This is a genomic window from Methylophilus aquaticus (genome assembly GCF_030769565.1).
Classification (GTDB): Bacteria; Pseudomonadota; Gammaproteobacteria; order Burkholderiales; family Methylophilaceae; genus Methylophilus; species Methylophilus aquaticus.
Map to the genome: position 1 here is coordinate 1 of NZ_JAVCAP010000044.1, position 1293 is coordinate 1293.

The 1293-nt window shown below is 52.2% G+C and carries 1 protein-coding gene; it reads left to right on the forward strand.

Annotated features, from left to right (window positions below):
* Positions 1–999, forward strand: a 999-nt coding sequence (locus tag Q9291_RS14110; RefSeq protein ID WP_306390775.1) for an IS110 family RNA-guided transposase, incomplete at its 5' end; no start/stop codon positions are given.
* Positions 1000–1293 lie beyond the last annotated feature (294 nt).

Consider the following 1293-nt stretch of genomic DNA (forward strand, 5'->3'; position numbering starts at 1 on the left):
GGAATTGACTTGCATTCAAACAACAGCGTGTTGGTCGTACTGGATGCACAGAATCAAGAGGTGTATCGCAAGCGACTGCCCAATGATTTGAGATTGATAGTGAACGCCTTGCAACAATGTGGGGCTATCCATGCGGTGGCAGTGGAATCGACGTTTAACTGGTATTGGCTGGTCGATGGTCTTCAAGAGGCTGGTTTTGATGTACGCCTGGTGAATACAGCAGCGGTCAAACAATACGATGGCATCAAGCATGGTAACGATTACAGTGATGCACGGCACCTGGCACATTTACTGCGGCTAGGCATTTTACCGACGGGTTATATCTATCCCCGACAAGAACGCGCTATGCGCGACTTATTGAGAAAGCGCAGTCAACTGGTACGTCAGCGCACGACACAGATATTGTCCATGCAAAACCTTATGGCGCGTAATCTGGGCGTGAGTGTTAGCGGGAATGAGATCAAGCGCTGGCAGCCAGCCCAGATAGAGGCCTTGGACTTGCTACCAGAACAGCAGATCGCATTGCAAAGCAATCTCCATGTCATGCGCTGTCTGGATGTGCAAATAGAACGACTTGAGCAGCATATTTTGCAACAGGCCAAGCTGCAACCCGCATTTCAGGCATTGCGTAGCGTCAGTGGCATCGGTGAAGTATTGGCCTTGACCATCGCACTGGAAACAGGCGACATCCAGCGTTTTGCCAGTGCAGGTCAGTTTGCCTCGTATGCACGCACGGTCAATAGCCACCGTGAATCGAATGGCAAGAAGAAGGGTGAAGGCAATCGCAAATGTGGCAACAAATATCTGGCCTGGGCATTCGTAGAGGCTGCGCATTTTGCCGTGCGATACGACGCACAGATTAAGCGCTGGTATCAAAAGAAGAGCAGCAAGACTTTGACGGTGGTGGCTATTAAAGCAGTGGCACACAAGCTGGCACGTGCCTGTTACCACATACTGAAAGAAGGCACTGCCTTTGATGTCAATCGCGCCTTTAGTTAACGGTTAAGGAGTCCCGTGTGTGAGTCAGCCTAGGGGTTGGGTTCAACCATAAGACCTGATTGAACACACACGCAGACTCCGCCCGCGCAATACGCAGACGGTGCCCGCACTGCCAGCCATTAAGGGGTTGGAAGCCAAACGGCAAGCCATAGACCTGTGCGAGTCGAGCGACTCGCCCAAATTGGAGGCAGTGGGGAACAGAGGGTTTTCTGGGACGGCTTAGGCTGTCAGGGGCAAAGGGTTAAAACCCTATCTGCCTTGAACCTGATGGGTGACTGGTGCGCCGTAGGCGCA